Annotated in this window: 11 protein-coding genes; 5 read left to right on the forward strand and 6 right to left on the reverse strand. The window is 71.7% G+C overall.

Annotation, left to right across the window (positions count from 1 at the left end; all coding sequences use genetic code 11):
- Positions 1-6 precede the first annotated feature (6 nt).
- Positions 7-1,026: an MraY family glycosyltransferase gene (locus SSP29_RS09525; RefSeq protein WP_089100117.1), complete on the reverse strand. Its 1,020-nt coding sequence runs from the start codon at positions 1,024-1,026 to the stop codon at positions 7-9.
- A 244-nt stretch (positions 1,027-1,270) separates the two neighbouring features.
- On the opposite strand from SSP29_RS09525, the gene SSP29_RS09530 reads away from it, so the two are divergent.
- Positions 1,271-3,553: a (Fe-S)-binding protein gene (locus SSP29_RS09530; protein ID WP_089100118.1), complete on the forward strand. Its 2,283-nt coding sequence runs from the start codon at positions 1,271-1,273 to the stop codon at positions 3,551-3,553.
- Between the two features lie 90 nt (positions 3,554-3,643).
- On the opposite strand, the gene SSP29_RS09535 is transcribed toward SSP29_RS09530, so the two are convergent.
- Positions 3,644-4,156 (reverse strand): hypothetical protein, encoded by a 513-nt coding sequence (locus SSP29_RS09535; RefSeq protein ID WP_089100119.1) that lies wholly within the window; start codon positions 4,154-4,156, stop codon positions 3,644-3,646.
- Between the two features lie 276 nt (positions 4,157-4,432).
- Here SSP29_RS09535 and SSP29_RS09540 point away from each other — a divergent pair, with 276 nt between their 5' ends.
- A complete protein-coding gene (locus SSP29_RS09540; RefSeq protein WP_089100120.1) occupies positions 4,433-4,792 on the forward strand; it encodes a PLAT/LH2 domain-containing protein in 360 nt (119 codons plus the stop codon).
- Positions 4,793-5,056: 264 nt separating this feature from the next.
- Positions 5,057-6,379, forward strand: coding sequence for a hypothetical protein (locus tag SSP29_RS09545; protein WP_089100722.1), 1,323 nt, complete (start codon positions 5,057-5,059; stop codon positions 6,377-6,379).
- Between the two features lie 66 nt (positions 6,380-6,445).
- On the opposite strand, the gene SSP29_RS09550 is transcribed toward SSP29_RS09545, so the two are convergent.
- Entirely contained in the window at positions 6,446-7,465 is a 1,020-nt protein-coding gene (locus tag SSP29_RS09550; protein WP_089100121.1) for an MBL fold metallo-hydrolase, read from the reverse strand.
- Between the two features lie 102 nt (positions 7,466-7,567).
- Between SSP29_RS09550 and SSP29_RS09555 the strand changes: the two genes are divergently transcribed.
- A complete protein-coding gene (locus tag SSP29_RS09555) occupies positions 7,568-8,506 on the forward strand; it encodes an AraC family transcriptional regulator (RefSeq protein WP_089100122.1) in 939 nt (312 codons plus the stop codon).
- Between the two features lie 9 nt (positions 8,507-8,515).
- Here the strand turns inward: SSP29_RS09555 and SSP29_RS09560 are convergent, their stop codons facing one another.
- The gene (locus SSP29_RS09560; protein WP_438363784.1) at positions 8,516-9,652 is read right to left on the reverse strand and encodes a sugar ABC transporter substrate-binding protein; all 1,137 of its coding nucleotides are present in this window, start codon (positions 9,650-9,652) and stop codon (positions 8,516-8,518) included.
- A 589-nt stretch (positions 9,653-10,241) separates the two neighbouring features.
- Between SSP29_RS09560 and SSP29_RS09565 the strand changes: the two genes are divergently transcribed.
- Positions 10,242-11,672, forward strand: a complete 1,431-nt coding sequence (locus tag SSP29_RS09565) for an alpha/beta hydrolase (protein ID WP_089100123.1) — start codon at positions 10,242-10,244, stop codon at positions 11,670-11,672.
- Between the two features lie 138 nt (positions 11,673-11,810).
- Here SSP29_RS09565 and SSP29_RS09570 read toward each other — a convergent pair whose 3' ends face one another.
- Both SSP29_RS09570 and SSP29_RS09575 read right to left on the reverse strand, forming a co-directional pair.
- Positions 11,811-14,246, reverse strand: coding sequence for an ATP-binding SpoIIE family protein phosphatase (locus tag SSP29_RS09570; protein ID WP_089100724.1), 2,436 nt, complete (start codon positions 14,244-14,246; stop codon positions 11,811-11,813).
- 550 nt (positions 14,247-14,796) lie between these two features.
- A complete protein-coding gene (locus SSP29_RS09575; protein ID WP_089100124.1) occupies positions 14,797-16,143 on the reverse strand; it encodes a S53 family peptidase in 1,347 nt (448 codons plus the stop codon).
- Between the last annotated feature and the right edge of the window lie 239 nt (positions 16,144-16,382).

Consider the following 16,382-nt stretch of genomic DNA (forward strand, 5'->3'; position numbering starts at 1 on the left):
CAAGTCTTATCCGCTCCTTACACGCAAGTGCCCGCTGACCTGCGACGATTCTCCCTGCCGGGGCCCGTACACCGGGATTCGAAGGAGTACGAGCACGACACCGAAGGTGACGCAGGCGACCCATGTGGCGCCGGTCCGGCCGACCCAGCCGCCGTGCACGAGCACCGCGACGAGCACCCCGGCGAAGGATCCGGTGCCGAGGGCGACGGTCGCCCCCGGCGAGGTGAACCCGAGGCGCCGCAGCCGGTGCACGAGATGGTCGGGCCCGCGCCGCAGCACCGGCCGCCCGGCGAGCAGCCGCGACAGCAGGACGAGCAGCACGTCGGCGCTCGCGACGGCGGTGAGCGCGAACAGCACGCCCGCGCTCGCGGCGGGATCGTGCCCGGTCCGGGTGACCAGCGCGGCCGCGGCCAGCACGAACCCGGCGAACAGCGAGCCGCCGGCGCCCAGGGCGATCCGCGCGGGATGCCAGTTGTGCATCAGGAACCCGGTGAGCGCGGCCGCCAGCACACTGAGCAGCACGGCGAGCCCGTCCATCACCTCGGCCGCGGCACAGGCCCCGGCCCCGAAGGCGGTCACCACCCCGACGGTCCCGGCCAGCCCGTCCGCGTGGTCGAGCCCCTTGAAGGCGACGGCGACGAAGGCGATCCACCCGGCGCCGAGCAGCCCGCCGACCGCGCCGAACTCGCCGTACGGCACGACGCACGCGGCCGCCACCGCCGTACCGAGCAGCAGGAACCGCGTCTTGAGCCGCCACACGTCGGCGACCAGCCCGAGCAGGGCCACGGCTCCCCCGGCGGCCACCAGCTCCCCGACGCCGGTGCCGAGCGGGGCGACCCCGGTCCAGTCGCCGGCGTACGCGACCAGGCAGGTGGCGCCGACCACGGCGAGGCCGCCCAGCGCGGGCACGCGCCGGGCCCGCCTGCGGTCGACGAGCCCGAGCCGCAGGGCACACGGCCGGATGAGCGCGGCGAGGACGGCGGCGAGCAGGAAGGCGGTGGTGGCGGCGGCGATCCCGTAGAGCACGGGTCCAAATTAGACCTGGATGTAACAATTCTGTACGAATAACACGATCGGGTTGGGGCGTACCGCCCAGGCGGGCCTCAGGCAGACCTCAGCGATCCAGATCACCCCGCACCTGACTACAGTGCGAGTAAAGATGCGGGTAGTCTCAGACCGACTGCATAAGTTACCGCTTAGTAATTTCGGGCACCTCGCGATGCGACGCGAAGAAACCCGAAGAGACCCCTCGCAGGCCCGAGGAGCCCCCATGCAACTCGCCGCGATCATCGTGTCGCTGGTACTCGCCGTGGTCGGCGTCGCGCTGTTCGGCCGCGCCATCGCGCAGATCTACCGGTTCGTACGGCTCGGCCAGGACGTCCCGGCGGGCACCCGCACCGACGACTGGACCGCCCGCACCGCCACGGTGATCAGGGAGTTCCTCGGCCACACCCGGATGAACCGGTGGGGTGTGGTGGGTGTCGCCCACTGGTTCGTCGCCGTCGGCTTCTTCTCCCTGGTGCTGACGCTGATCAACGCCTTCGGCCAGCTGTTCCAGGCCGACTGGATGCTGCCGGTCATCGGCCACTGGCTGCCGTACGAGATGTTCGTCGAGTTCATCGGCACGATGACCACGCTGGGCATCCTCACGCTCATCGTCATCCGGCAGCTGAGCCACCCGCGCCGGCCGGGCCGCAAGTCCCGGTTCGCCGGCTCGAACTTCGGCCAGGCCTACTTCGTCGAGGCCGTGATCCTCATCATCGGCCTCGCCATCATGACCCTGCGCGGCCTGGAGGGCGCCCTCGCCGGCGTGCACGGCTACGAGGCCGCGTACTTCGCCTCGTACCCCCTGGTCGCCGCCTTCCGGGGCACGAGCGTCGACACGCTGCAGAACCTGGTCTACCTCACCGCGATGATCAAGATCGGGACCTCCTTCATCTGGATGATCACGGTCTCCCTCAAGACCGACATGGGCGTCGCCTGGCACCGCTTCCTCGCCTTCCCGAACATCTGGTTCAAGCGGAACGCGACCGGTGAGACCTCGCTCGGCGGCCTGCTCCCGATGACCTCCGGCGGCAAGCCGATCGACTTCACCGACCCCGGTGAGGACGACGTCTTCGGCGTCTCGCAGATCGAGCACTTCTCCTGGAAGGGCCTGCTCGACTTCTCCACCTGCACCGAGTGCGGCCGCTGCCAGTCGCAGTGCCCGGCCTGGAACACCGGCAAGCCGCTCTCCCCCAAGCTGCTGATCATGTCCCTGCGGGACCACTCGCACGCCAAGGCGCCCTACCTGCTGGCCGGCGGCGGCAAGAACGCGGAGGGCGCGGAGAAGGCGTCCGAGGAGCAGCTGGCCTCCGTTCCGGCGGCCGCTCTCGCGGAGGCCGAGCGCCCCCTCATCGGCACCGCCGAGGAGAACGGCGTCATCGACCCGGACGTGCTGTGGTCCTGCACCACCTGCGGCGCCTGTGTCGAGCAGTGCCCGGTGGACATCGAGCACGTCGACCACATCGTCGACATGCGCCGCTACCAGGTGATGATCGAGTCCGCGTTCCCGTCCGAGGCGGGCACGATGCTCAAGAACCTGGAGAAGAAGGGCAACCCCTGGGGCCTGGCGAAGAAGCAGCGCCTGGAGTGGCTCAAGGAGGTCGACTTCGAGATCCCGGTCGTCGGCAAGGACATCGAGGACCTCACCGAGGTCGAGTACCTGTACTGGGTCGGCTGCGCGGGCTCCCTCGAAGACCGTGCCAAGAAGACGACGAAGGCCTTCGCCGAGCTCCTCCACATCGCGGGCGTCAAGTTCGCGATCATGGGCGGCGACGAGAAGTGCACCGGCGACTCCGCCCGCCGCCTGGGCAACGAGCCCCTGTTCCAGGAGCTCGGCATGGAGAACGTCATGGCGCTGAACACGGCGTTCGGCGAGGAGCTGGACGACGACGGCAAGGTGACCGAGGAGTCCCGCAAGCCGAAGTCGGCCAAGAAGATCGTCGCCACCTGCCCGCACTGCCTCAACACCATCGGCAACGAGTACCCGCAGCTCGGCGGCGACTACGAGGTCATCCACCACACCCAGCTGCTCCAGCACCTGGTGGACGAGGGCAAGCTGGTCCCGGTCACCCCGGTCGAGGGCATCATCACCTACCACGACCCCTGCTACCTGGGCCGCCACAACAAGATCTACACGCCCCCGCGCGAGATCATCGCCAGCGTCCCGGGCCTCAGGAACGAGGAGATGCACCGCCACAAGGAGCGCGGCTTCTGCTGCGGCGCCGGTGGCGCGCGGATGTGGATGGAGGAGCGGATCGGCAAGCGCATCAACAACGAGCGTGTCGACGAGGCCCTGTCGGTCAACCCCGACATCGTGTCCACCGCCTGCCCGTTCTGCCTCGTGATGCTGACCGACTCGGTCAACGGCAAGAAGAACGACGGCAAGGCCAAGGAGTCCATCCAGGTGGTGGACGTGGCCCAGCTGCTCCTCGACTCGGTCCGGACCCCGGTCGACCCGGCGGGCGAGGCGGAGCAGGAGCCCGCTCCGGAGCCCGAGCCGGTGAAGTAACCCGGGTATCACACACCGAACCACGCCCTCCGGACCGCTGCGGTCCGGAGGGCGTCGTGTTTTCTCCAGGAAATCAGGGATTGCTGGTTCTCACACGTGCGGTTTTTCGAACAGGCTCCCGATCAATTTCTTGATGAGTTCGGTGGCGGCCAGGTCCAGATAGGAGGCGGCCTTGCCGAGAACGTCCGTGCCGACCTTGGTCGCGGACCAGATCGACCACCTCATGCCGTCGTTGTGAAAGGTGAGGTGCAGGGAGACGGAGGATGACCACCACGACCCCCTGGGACCCATCTCGGCGGTGAATATCTCTTCCTGCCGGTCGTCGAACCCGCGCAGATTGTCCAGGCTGGACCAACTGACGGGCCCGACGACAAAATCGATTCCGCCTTCCGGTCCCTGTACGCGCAGCCTGCCCCAGTCGACCCAGGGGAGGAAGAAGTGGTCGAACGTCAGGACGTCACCGCCGCTCAGTACGATTTCCTCGTCCCTGCCGTAGCTCTTTCCCCGCTCCCTGCAGTACGGCCGCCACGTTCCGTCGTTCTGCAGGAGCGTGAAACTGTAGTCGCTCTGATTGAACACTTTTTCGAGCCAGACGGTCGCCATCGGAACTCCACCCCATTCTGCCGGAGACCTGGTTCGCCGAATCACACTCCTCGATACGACGGGAAAAAGAAAGCCCGCATATGGAAGTAGGAGACCGCACTCCGAATCGATCGACGATCTCACGGTACGGCGCGCCCGCTTTTCGTCCGACTCCGGCAATGCATTCCGAGTACCCGGACTACTGCCACATCGAGCCGCCCGCGGCTGTCCGGCGACGGATTGCGGTCGTACGAGAAATTGCAGGACCATGCCGGAAAACATGCCCAGGGGGTGGCCATGCCGGATTACAGGATCACCGTCCACACCGGAAACGTGGACGGCGCCGGAACAGACGCCAACGTCTGCCTCACGGTCTTCGGCAGCAACGGCAGCAGCGACGAACTGCAACTCGACAGCGGAAGGGACGACTTCGAGCGCGACAGCGCGGACACGTTCACCCACACCCTCAAGGACCTGGGGGATCTCTACCGGGTCCGCATCCGCCACGACAACTCGGGCTCCAGGCCGGGGTGGTTCCTGGACCGCATCACGATCCGGGACGAGGACTCCGACAAGGAATGGTCGTTCCCCTGCTCACGGTGGCTCGCCACCGACGAGGACGACTCCCGCATCGACCGCTATCTCGACCTCGCCTGACCGACCGTCCCGGCGAAAGGTCACATCCGGCCGGCGGGAGCGCCGGGTGCGTCCAGGAGGTCGTTCTCCTCGCCCGCAAGCCGCGCACCTTCGCCGACTGGTGCACCGCACACGCGGACGTGTTCCGGCAGGTTCTCGGCGGCGGCTGAGCGCCCGTGCGGGGCCCGGCCGGCCGCGCCGGTGACCCGGACGGCCCCCTCCTGCTCGCGGGTGTGCTCCCTGGCGGTTCGGCTGGAGGAGGGCCGGAGCGACCTGGAGGTACGGGTGACGGAGGACAGCGCGCACGCGGACGGCGAGGCCGGGCGGTCCGACGACGTCCGGGAACTGCGGGCCCGGGTCGCGGCCCTGGAGAAGGAACGGGCCCGGCCGCCCCGGCACCACGTCAGGTCCCTCCTCGCCGTCGTCCTGGTCGTCGTCGGCTGTCTGCTCGCCCCGCTCGCCGTGGTCGCCTCGTGGGCGGCGGGCCAGGTGGGCGACACCGACCGCTACGTCAGCACGGTCGCCCCGCTCGCCTCCGATCCCGACGTGCAGAACGCCGTGGCCAACCGGGCCACCGACGCGCTCATGAGCCACCTCGACCTGCCCGCCCTGCTCGCCGACGTGGCCCCAGCGGACCGGCCCCGTCTGCAACAGGCGCTGGGCGGCAGGCTCGGCGACGCGCTCGAAGGGGCCGTGCGCAGCTTCGTCCACGACAAGGCCCGCGAGGTCGCCGCGTCCGACGCGTTCCGGACCGTGTGGACCGACGCCAACCGCCGGATCCACAGCAGCCTCGACAAGGCCCTCACCGGCAGCGGCGGCGGCGCGGTGCAGCTGACGAACGACAGCGTCACCCTCGACATCGGCCCCCTCGTGGACCAGGTCAAGCAGCGGCTCGTCGACGCCGGACTGACCCCCGCCGAGCACATCCCCGCCGTCCACACCGACTTCACCCTCGCCAGGTCCGACCAGGTCGGCAAGGTCAAGACCTACGTACGGCTGCTCCAGCTCGCCGGGAACTGGCTGCCCCTGCTGGCCGTGCTGCTGGTCGCCGCCGGGGTACTGCTCGCGGTCCGGCGGCGCCGGGCCCTGGTGGCCGGCTGCATCGGGGTCGCCGTCACCACCGGGCTGCTCGGCATCGGGCTGCGCGTGTTCCGCGTGTTCTACCTGGACCGGCTGCCCGCGGGCGTCTCCCCGGGCGCGGCGGCCGCCGTCTACGACGCGCTGACCCACTTCCTGCGCACCGGCGTGCGCATGGTCGTGGCCCTGGCCGTCGTCGTCGCCCTCGCCGCCTGGCTCACCGGCGCCGGCCGCTACGCCGGGCTGGTCCGGGGCCTGTGGACGTCCGGGATCGGAGCGGTACGCGGCACCGCCGACCGCGCCGGACTGCGCACCGGCCCGGTCGGCCCCTTCGTACGCCGGTACCGCACCTGGATCACCTGGGTCCTGGTCGCCGTGGCGGTGCTGGTCTACCTGCTGTGGTCGTTCCCCACCGGCTGGGTGGTGGTCGGCATCGCCCTGTGCCTGCTGTTCGTGCTGGCCGTGGTGGAGTTCCTGGCGGCGCCCCCGCCCCCGGCCGGGGGCGAGACCCCGGCCGCGTCGCCGGCCTGACGATCCGGCCTGACGATCCGGCCGACGGCCGGCGCCGCCGCGGACGGTCGGGGGACCTGCGGACCGTCAGAGCGCGAAGGCCGCCCAGGGGCCGAGTGCGAACCCCTCGCCCGCCTTGCGGACCTCCACCGCGCCCGGTCCGCCGAAGTGCGCGGGGACAACCAGTTCGCGGGTGGCGGCGGCCCGTTCGAGGATCCGGCGGCGGCTGGCCTCCGCCTGCGCGGGGTCGAGGCAGAAGCAGCTGTTCCACTGCGGCCGGAGGATCTGGACCGGGCTGTGCAGCAGGTCGCCGACGAAGACCGCGCGGTCGCTCCCCGACGCGAGCCGGAGCACCGAGGAGCCGGGGGTGTGGCCGGGCGCCGACTCCAGGGTGAGGTGTTCGTCGATGCGGTGGACGCCGTCCCACAGGACGGCCTGACCGGCCCGGTGGACCGGCGCGATGCTGTCCTCGTAGACGAGCCGGTCGTCCTCCCCCACCCCGTTTCCGTATCCGTTCTCCGGCCCGAAGTGGAAGTCGTCGGCGGTCGGGACGAGGTACCGGGCGTTGGGGAACGCGGGCGCCCAGCCGCCCTCGACGCCGACCGTGTTCCAGCCGACGTGGTCGGCGTGCACATGGGTGTTGACGACGACGTCGACGTCCTCGGGCCGCACCCCGGCCCGGGCCAGCAGCCCGAGGAAGTCGCCCTGCCACTGGTGGAACCCGGGCAGGCCCGGCCGCTCGCGCCCGTTGCCCACCGGGGTGTCGACCAGCACGGTCCGCCCGCCGCTGCGCAGCACCCAGGTGCCCAGCGCGGCCACCGCCCGGTCGGCCGCCGGGTCCCAGTGGTCCGGCGCCAGCCAGTCCGCGTTGTCCGCCCAGACCCCGGCGGACGACTGCGGCACGAGGGTGCGGGCCGGCGTGAACGGCCCCTGCCACTCGACGACGCGGATGACCTCGACGTCACCCAGCACGGTGCGCTGCACGAAGCCCTCGCGCCGGGAATCGTCGCGTCCGGAACTCTCGCTCCGGATACTCGGGCCGCTCCGGATACTCGGGCCGCTCGGGATGCTCGGGGAATTTATGTTCGGGGAATTCTCGCTCTCCATGGAATCGACCCTAGGGAGCACTGGTGAGCGTCTCAATGCTCTTCGTGCTCATCGGAATACGCGCCCGGCTCACCTCCGAGCCCTGCGGGATATCCTGCCGCCGTGGATGTGCTGAGCGACGCGATCGCGGCCGTCAGGGTCGGACAGCCCTCGTCCAACCGGGTGCGGGTGAGCGGCACCTGGTGCACACGGCTGGCTCCGTACGAGGGCGCGGGCTTCCACGTCGTACTGAAGGGGACCTGCTGGCTGCTTCCCGACGGCGGCGCCCCGGTCCCGCTGGGCACCGGAGACGCGGTGCTGCTCCCGCACGGCACGGGGCACGTGCTCGCCGACTCCGCCGCCGACGCGGCGGCCGTGCGGCGCGCGGTGCCGTTCGAGCGCTGGGCGGGGGACGAGGGGCCGGACGAGCGGACGGCGTACGGGGCGTACGGCGGGGTCGAGCTGCTGTGCGGCAAGTACCGGCTCGACCGCAGCCACGCCCACCCGCTCATGGCGGAGCTGCCCGTGGCCGTCCACCTGCCCAACCGGGTGGGCAGCCACCCCGAACTCCGGGCGGCGATCGACCTGTTGGGCCGGGAGCTGGAGGCGCGGCGGCCCGGCTCGGGCACGGTGGTCCCCAGCCTGCTGGACCTGCTGTTCGTCTACATGATCCGGTCCTGGATGGCCGAGGGCGCGACCGGTGCCTGGCCGGCCGTGCTGACCGATCCGGTCACCGCCGCCGCGCTGCGCGCGCTGCACGCGGACCCGGCCGCCGCCTGGACCAACGACCGCCTCGCCACCGAGGTGGGCGTCTCCCGGCCGACCCTGGCCCGCCGGTTCGCCGGCCTGGTGGGCCGGGCGCCGATGACGTACCTCACCTGGTGGCGCCTGACCCTCGCCGCGACACTGCTCCGCGACACCGAGGAGCCGCTGGCCGCCATCGCCCGCCGGGTCGGCTACGGCACTCCCTACGCCCTCTCGCACGCCTTCAAGCGGGAGTTCGGAGCCACTCCGGGGCGGTTCCGCGCCGAGGTGCAGGGCCGCCAGAGCGCAACGGCCTGATCGGCACCGCTACTTGAGGCCGATCGCGGCGCAGGCCGACCGGTACTTCGGGGTGCAGATGTCGGCGACGGTGTAGACGCCGTCCTCGATCACCGTGTCCTTGATGTTGTCCTTCGTGAGGGCGACCACCGGCACGAGCGTCGCGGGGATGTCCTTCTCGGTCGGGCTGTCGACCTTGTCCTGGGTCAGCGCGTCGTACTGGATGTCACGGCCCTGCACCTTGTACACCGCCATCTGCGCGGCGTCGGTGGCCTCGTCCAGGAACGGCTTGTACACGGTCATGTACTGCTCGCCCGAGACGACCCGCTGCACCGCGTCCAGGTTCGCGTCCTGCCCGGTCACCGGGGGGATCGTGGTGGCGCCCGCCTGCTTCAGCGCGTCGATGACGGCGCCGGCCATGCCGTCGTTGGCCGAGTAGACGGCGGCGATGTTGTTCAGGCCGACGGCCTGGATCGCCTTCTTCATGTTCGCCCCGGCGACCTCGGGCGACCACTTGTCGGTGTCGTACTGCTCGGCGATGCGGACCCTGTCCTTGAGTTCGGCGAGGGCGCCGTCCTTGAAACTCGCCGTGTTCGGGTCCGCGGGGTCGCCGTTCATCATGACGATCCTGCTGGTCGCCGCCTTGCTGCCGAGCGCCTCAAGGATGGCGCGGCCCTGGACCTCGCCGACGAGTTCGTTGTCGTGCGAGACGTACGCGTCGATCGGGCCCTGCGCGAGCCGGTCGTAGGCGATGACGGGGATACCGGCGTCCTTCGCCTTCCGGACGTCCGGCGCGATGGCCGCGGCGTCCACCGCGTCCACCACGATGATGTCGACCTTCTTGGCCACCATCTCCCGGAACTGCCGGCTCTGCTTGTCCTTGCTCGCCTCGGCATTGGCGTAGTCGACCTTGCCCTTGCCGTGCGTGAGGGAGGCGACCTCCTTCTTGAAGATGGGGTGGTCGAAGGCCTCGAACCGGGCCGTGTCCTTGTCGGGCAGGAGCAGCCCCACCGTGATGTCGTCGCCCTTCGTCGGGGACGCGGAGGTGTCACCGCCGCCGATGCCGTCGACGACGCCGCACGCGGTGAGCGTGAGCGCGGACGCGGAGGCGGCCAGGGTTATCGCGAGGCGGGGCAGGGGGGTCCCGCGGAGGGTAGGAACGCTCACATCAGGCGCCTTCCGGGTGGGGGGAGCGTCATGCGCAACCGATGGTGTGAAGGAAGCAAACGCGTAGTGACGGGGTACGTCAAGACGTAAGGACAACAAGGCAGTTGGAGCATGCCGTGCGCGACACCCCGAGACCTGCGGACGGGTGGCGGTTCGCGCAGTTCAGGCCGGTGCGGCGGGAGTTCGCGGGGGTGGCGGACCGTGCGTCACGGAAGGTCCGGAGCGGGGCGCGCCGGGCAACAGGCCATCCATATCCGGCGCTTGGCCGCCTTCGCAGCACCTCCGCAGCACCTTCGCAGTCTTCGCCCTCTTCACGGTCGCTACTCCTCGGTACCGCCGTCACCCCTCGGCGACCGCCCCGCCTGAAGCGCTTCAAGAACTGCTGACATCAACGACGCGCACCCTGCGGCACTCACCGGCACACGCCCCCGCCCCGCCCGGAACTCGTCGCGGCAGGCACGACCAGCCTCATGTTGTGCAATCCATTGACGGCCGCAACAAACAGGCCCTACATTCCTCGGTGCCCTCGCTCAGCGCACCGAGCACTGCTCCCCCGTTCGTCACCCCCCGCGCGCAAGGAGCCGCTTCCATGTCAGCCAGCACCCGCACCCGCGCCTCCCGCACCCGACTGCGCATCGCCCTGGCCGCGCTGGCCACCCTGACCGCCACGGCCCTCACCGCCCTGCCCGCACCCGCCGCCCGGGCGGACACGCCGGCCGCGGGCAGCCTGACCGGCACCCTCTCCGACGGCGCCACCTGGATCGCGGACGTACCCGAGCACTGGAACGGCACCCTGCTGCTGTTCAGCCACGGCTTCGGTCCCACCGTCGCCAGGGACGCCCCCACCGACGCCGTCCGCACCGAGCTGCTCGCCGAGGGCTACGCGCTGGCGGGGTCCTCGTACGACCCCCATGGCTCGATGTGGGCCCTGAACAGCGCCGAGCGCGACCAGTTCGCCACCCTCGACGCCGTCACCGCGAAGATCGGCACGCCGCGGCGCACGCTCGCCATGGGGCAGTCCATGGGCGGGCTCGTGAACGCGCAGCTGGCCCGGGACGGCGGCGGCCGCATCGACGGCGCGCTCGGCCAGTGCGGCCTGGTCGCGGGCGCCACGGACCTGGACGACTACCAGCTGGACGCCGAGTACGCGATCGCCCGGCTGCTGCTGCCGGCACAGGACGTGCAGCTGGTGCGCTTCGGCTCCGCCGACGCGGCGGCCGCCGTCGCGAAGCAGCTCACCGACGCGGTCACCGCCGCGCAGGCCACCCCGCAGGGCCGGGCCAGGATCGCGCTCGCCGCCGCCTTCCTCAACCTGCCCGCCTGGTCGCCCGGAAAGACCAGGCCCGCCGCGACCGACTGGGCGGGCCAGGAGGCCCAGCAGTACGACTGGTTCGCACAGGGCATCCTGGCGTTCGTCGAGGGCGGCCGGTACGCCGTCGAGCAGTCGGTCGGCGGCAACAACTCGTGGAACCAGGGCGTCGACTACACCGGTCTGCTCGCCGGTTCCGAACACGCGCCCCAGGTCCGCGCCCTGTACACGGCGGCCGGGCTCGACCTGGGCGCCGACCTGCGCACACTGACCGCGGGCGCCGCGATCACCGCCGATCCCGCGGCGGTCCGTACCGCGCGGCGGACGTCCTCCGCGGGCCAGGGACTGGAGGTGCCGTTGCTCGACGTCCACACCACCGCCGACAACCTGGTCCCGGTGGAGCAGGAGAACCGCTTCGCCGGGCGAGTGCGCGCCTCGGGCGACGGCGCGCTGCTGCGGCAGGCGTACGTCGAACGGCAGGGCCACTGCGCGTTCACCACCGCCGAGACCGTGGCCTCGCTGCACGCCCTCGAACACCGTGTGGACACCGGCCGCTGGGACGACGCCGCGACACCGGCCGCCCTCCAGCGGTCCGCCACCGCGCTCGGCCTGGACGGGGCGGCCTATGTGCCGTATGCCCCGGCGCAGTTGACGGTCGGCCGCGACGACGACGGTACGCAGTCGCCGGTCCGCGACGACCGGCACGGCTGAGGCCGGGACGACCGGCACGGCTGAGGCCGGGGCGGCCGCCTTCCGGGGCGGCGCGGCGGTCGCGGGCGACGCGTGGTCGCGGGGGAGGCAGCGGTCGCGGGGGAGGCAGCGGTCGCGGGGGCCCCGTGGCCGTCGCCGTCACGGGTCGTCCGGTCCGGTGAGGCCGATCTCGGCCCAGATGGTCTTGCCGCGGAGCTGCTGGCGGGTGCCCCAGCGGCGGGAGAGCCGGGCGACGAGCAGCAGGCCGCGGCCGCCCTCGTCGTAGCCGCGGGCCCGGCGCAGGTGCGGTGCGGTGCCGCTGGCGTCGGAGACCTCGCAGAGCAGTGTGGTCCCCCGGATCAGCCGGAGCTGGACGGGAGGCTGCCCGTAGCGGATCGCGTTCGTGACGAGTTCGCTGACCACCAGCTCGGCCGTGAACGCCACGTCCGGCAGCTGCCAGGCCTCCAGCCGGGCCAGCACCCGGGCCCGGGCGTCGGCGACCACGGCCGGATCGGAGGGCAGGTCCCAGGTGGCGACCTGGTCGGCGTCGAGCGCCCGGGTGCGCGCGACGAGCAGGGCGACGTCGTCCTCGGGCTGCACGGGCAGCAGCGCCGGAATCAGCTCGTCGCACAGCTCCTCCAGCGGCCGGGCGGCAGCCCGGTCGAGGGAGCGGCGCAGCCGCGCCAGACCGTCGCCCAGGTCCTGCCCGGGCCCCTTGAGCAGGCCGTCGGTGTACAGCGCGAGGAGGCTGCCCGGGGCCAGTTCCCGCTCGGCGGTCTCGAAGGGCAGCCCGCCCGCGCCCAGCGGCGGGCCGGGCGGCACGTCGAGGAATTCCGCCGGTCCGTCCGGTCCGGCGACGGCGGGCGGCGGGTGGCCCGCGCTGGCGGCCGTGCACCGGCGGGAGACCGGGTCGTAGACCACGTACAGGCAGGTGGCGATGAGATCGCTGCAGGGTTCGAGGTCGGGCTCGTGCTCCGCGGTGCTCTCCTCCTCGGCCGCCAGGAGGGTGACCAGGTCGTCGAGGTGGGTGAGCAGTTCGTCGGCGGGCAGGTCGACGTCGGCCAGGGTGCGCACCGCGGTCCGCAGCCGTCCCATGGTGGCCGAGGCCCGCAGTCCGTGGCCCACCACGTCTCCCGCCACCAGCGCGACCCGGGCGCCGGAGAGCGGGATCACGTCGAACCAGTCGCCGCCCGGCCCCGCCCGGGTCCGGGCCGGGAGGTAGCGGTGGGCCACCTCGACCGCGTCCTGGGCCGAGAACCGGTGGGGCAGGAGGCTGCGCTGCAGGGCCAGCGCGGTGCCGCGTTCGAGGGTGTAGCGGCGGGCGTTGTCCACGGCCACGGCGGCGCGCGCGGCGATCTCCTCGGCCAGCAGCAGGTCGTCGCGGGTGAACGGGTCCTCGCGCCGGTGCCGGACGAGGACCGCCACGCCGAGGGTGATGCCGCGGGCCCGCAGCGGAATGACCATGATCGAGTGGATCCCGAACCTGCGGACCACCCACGACCGCTCGGGATCGGCGAGCTCCCAGGCCCGGATCGCCTCGTCCCCGGTGTTGTGCAGCGAGGACCTGCCGGTGGCCAGACAGCGGACGGGGGGTGCGGACGCGGGGTAGTCGTCCACGTCTCCGGGTTCGATCACCGCCTCGGGCGCCCCGCGCAGCACGGACTGCTGTGCCGCGCGCCGCAGCGGGACCCGGCCGGTGCCGGACGGTTTCGGCTCGACGCCGTGGCACAGGGAGTCGAGCAGGTCGATGGTGATGAAGTCGGCGAGCCGGTCCACCGTCACGTCGGCCATCTCCTGCGCCGTGCGCATCACGTCCAGGGTGCTGCCCACCCGGGCGCTGATGTCGTTCAGCAGCGCGAGCCGCTCCCTGGCCAGGTACTGCTCGCTGACGTCGAGCGCGGAGACCTCCACGTTCCGCACCTGACCGGCCGGGGTGACGAGCGGGGAGACGGCGACGGACCAGACCTTCTCGGGGGCGTCCGGCCGGACCCGGCCCCGGATGTGGAACTCCTCGGGCTCGCCCGTCGCGAACACCCGGCCCATGCCGGTCTCGATCCGGTGGCAGAGGTGGGGCGGCAGGATGTCGGTGACGGGCCGGCCGCGCATCCGCTCCTCGCGCAGGCCGAGTTCCCGCGCGGCACCGGCGCTCGCCCGCACGACCCGCAGCGCGGAGTCGTACACCATCACGGGCAGCCGGCACTGGGCGAACGCCTCGTCCCCCGTCACCGCGTCCGGCCGCGGCGGCTCGGGGGGCGTCACCACGAGGAGCCGCTGGGCACGGCCCTCGCGGTCGACCGACGGATACGCCCGTACCCGCACCGCGACGGTCCGGCCGTCCCGGTGCCGGAGCAGGGCCGTCGTCGCGGCGGCGGTCAGGTCCGTGAGGCCGTCCCCGCCGCCGGGTGCCGAGGCGATCAGACGGCTGACGGGGCTGCCGACGGCCTCCTGGCAGGGGTAGCCGAGCAGCCGCTCGGCGCCCGCGCTCCACCCCGTCACGACGCCCCGGTCGTCGACGACCGCCGTGGCCGGGTCCGCCGGGTCCGCCGGGTCGGGCGGTACGGCGCCGCTCCCGCCGATCGGGGTGGCATCACGCATGCCGGTCACCGCCCGTTCTGCCGGCTCGGCCGCCGTGGCCCCGGGCGGACGCCGAGGAGGCCACGGGACACCGCAGCCGACCGGTCTCACCGCGTCGCCCTCACACCTCCCCTCCATCGTCCTTCGCCCACCCCCACACGTCACCTGCACCGCCCCCGGCGGCACAGGTGACTGAGGCGGAGGGCATGACCGAGGAAGAAGGCGCGGCTGAGGAAGGGCGCACGGCTAAGGAAGAAGGCGCGGCCGGGGAGCCACGCACAGCCGCGCACACCCCGCGGCGGAGAGCGCCGCTGAGGGCGCCGCTGAGGACGAGGGTGCGGCTAAGGAAGGGCGCACGGCCGAGGAAGGGGGCACGGTTAAGGAAGAAGGCGCAGCTGAGCAAGGGGGGCACGGCTGCGGAAGGAGGCGCGGCCGGGGAGCCGCGCACAGCCGCGCACAGCCGCGGCGGAGAGCGCCGCTGAGGGCGCGGGCGTGGTCGGGGCGGGACGGGGACGGCCCGGGTGCGGGACCCGGGCCGTCGGCCGTGTGGTGCGGTGTGGTGCGGGCAGTGTCAGGGCTTCTGCTTGACGAGGGCCGGGACGAAGCGCAGGGCGTCCACGGTGCCGACGCCGGTGGCGAGGTCGTAGCCGTTGACGGCCTTGTAGCCGGTCACGCCCTGGTAGCTGTTGTTCGTGCCGTCGTTGACGTCGACGATGCCGGTGAGCTTTGAGCGGTAGGAGGAGAGGTCGTACAGCCGCTGCTGGATGTTGCCGAGGCGGTGGCCGGCGGCCTGGTCGGCGAGGGCGACGATGCCCGCGAAGAGCGGGGTGGCCTCGCTGGTGCCGCCGCTGACGTCCCAGCCGGTGGCGGTCGGGTCGAAGCTGGAGTAGATCCAGGCGCCGCCGTTGACCGCGGCGGACATCGAGATGTCCGGGGTGCCGCGACGGGTGCCGACCACCTTCTTCACGCCGTTCTGGAAGGACGGGCGGGTGAAGACGTGGGACTGGCCGCCGCCGCCGGAGCCGTAGTCGTTGTAGACACTGTCCGGCTTGACGCGGTCGCCCTTGTCGTCCAGGTGGAGCTGGGTGCCGCCGATCGAGGTGACCAGCGGGTCCGAGGAGGGCCAGGAGTTGACGCGCTTCTTGTAGTACGTCTTGCCGTCCGCCTGAAGGTCGGTGGCGCCGCCGTCACCGGAGGCGGCGAGCACGGTCACCTTCTTGCGGTTGGCGTCCTGGAAGGCGTACCGCAGCTTCTTGATGCTGGAGAAGTCGCCCTTGGCGAAGCCGGGGAAGGTGTTCTCGGTGGCGCCGAAGCTCTGGCTGATGACGTCGCCGACGCCGTGGTCGATCATGTACTTCTCGGCGTCCATCATCTCCGGCAGACCGGTGGTGCCCTCGGTCTCGGAGACCGCCGTCTCCACGACGACGATCTTCGCGGCGGGCGCCACCGCGTGCGCCATCTCGACGTCGAGGGTGGTCTCGCCGGCCCAGCCGGTCATGTCGGAGTTCTTCGGGTCGAAGGCGGGGACGTGCCCCCACTTGACGACCTTCACCTTGGTGCTGGGCAGCCCGAACTGCTTGCTGTAGACGTCGAGATCGTGCTGCACGGTCGGGGAGCCGTACGAGTCGACGATGACGATGGTGCGCCCCTTGCCCGTGACGCCCTTGCGGTAGAGGGCGTTCAGGTCGTACGCGGTGCGGTACTGGAGCGGGCTGTAGCAGTTGATCTGCCACTTGGCCTGGCACTGCTCGCTGGAGAGCGGGCTGCTCACACCGTGCACCAGGGTGTGCCCGACGACGGCCGGTACCGCGAGGGTGTGCGGTACGGCGGTGGGCGCGGCGGCCGTCAGCGCGGTGGCCGCGAGTGCGGCGACGGACGTGGCGGCCGCGACGGCCCGCCCGGTACGGGCTGTGTGCATGAATCCCCCTGTGGTTCGGAGTCTCACGAAGTGGTCTCGGTCTCCGAGGAGATCTCGACGTGGTCTTCGCGCATCCCATCGAACGGGTCATGCACAGATCAAGTACGTTGAACGGACGATGCCGAACCCTTTACCCCGTGGTAACCCACCATTGACCGCACCGTCGACGGGCACAAGGCTGGAACCCGGGCCGCGGCCTTGCCGTCTTCCTACGTCGAACAGCACCCCCACTGTCCCGC

Origin of the sequence: Streptomyces hyaluromycini, from assembly GCF_002217755.1 — a bacterium.
Taxonomy (GTDB): Bacteria; Actinomycetota; Actinomycetes; order Streptomycetales; family Streptomycetaceae; genus Streptomyces; species Streptomyces hyaluromycini.